The organism is Rhizobium sp. 01T437, assembly GCF_056398505.1.
This window is the reverse complement of record NZ_JBFTPM010000069.1, coordinates 1-688: the sequence shown is the minus strand read 5'-3', so window position 1 is coordinate 688 and position 688 is coordinate 1. Positions and strand designations below refer to the sequence as shown.

Genomic DNA, 688 nt, shown 5'->3' with positions numbered 1-688 from the left:
GCGACATCCATCATCGCCTGATCGCCGCGCCGCGCACCGATCACCGGCACGACCGACAGGACGATCGCGGTTGCGAGCGCCAGAACCAGCGCGTAATGGCCGATCTCGATGATCATGGTGTCGCCTTTGTCTCTTGCGCCTGGACTTCCTGAGCCTTGGCCTTGGCCTCGCTCTTGGCTTCAGCACCTTGCGGCACCTGACCTTGCGATGTCGGGCCCTTGCCCTCTTCCCAGAGGCCCTGGGCCTTCAGCCTGTCGGCCACTTCCTTCGGCATATAGGTCTCGTCATGCTTGGCAAGCACGGTATCGGCGGTGAAGACAGTGCTGCCCGTCTCGAAGGCGCCTTCGGTCACCACCCCCTGCCCCTCGCGAAACAGGTCCGGCAGGATGCCCTGGTAACGGACATTGACGATCTCTCCGCTCGGATCGGTCACGGCAAAGCGCACGACAGACCCCTCGCCGCGCATGACGCTGCCGCTCCCGACGAGGCCGCCGAGGCGGATGCGGGTGCCGGGCGCCACCGGCGTCTTGGCGAGGTCACCCGGCATATAGAAATAGGCGACCGACTGGCTGAAGGCGAACATCACGAGCAGCACGGCGACAAGGATGAAGCTCATGCCGCCGGCAATCACCGCCAGGCGTTTCTGCTTGCGCGTCATTGCGTCAACCCCTCCGTCGCGATGCCGAGT

General features: G+C 64.8%; 1 protein-coding gene. It reads right to left on the bottom strand.

The window, feature by feature from the left end; all coding sequences use genetic code 11:
• Nucleotides 1-112: 112 nt before the first annotated feature.
• Nucleotides 113-658 carry a cytochrome c maturation protein CcmE gene (gene ccmE, locus AC1DM5_RS36520; protein ID WP_477976948.1) on the bottom strand — a complete coding sequence of 182 codons (546 nt, stop codon included), beginning with the start codon at nt 656-658 and terminating at the stop codon, nt 113-115.
• Between the last annotated feature and the right edge of the window lie 30 nt (nt 659-688).

Coding starts and splice junctions, on each gene's coding strand:
- ccmE (WP_477976948.1), bottom strand. CDS start 658: ATGACGCGCAAGCAGAAACGCCTGGCGGTGATTGCCGGCGGCATGAGC.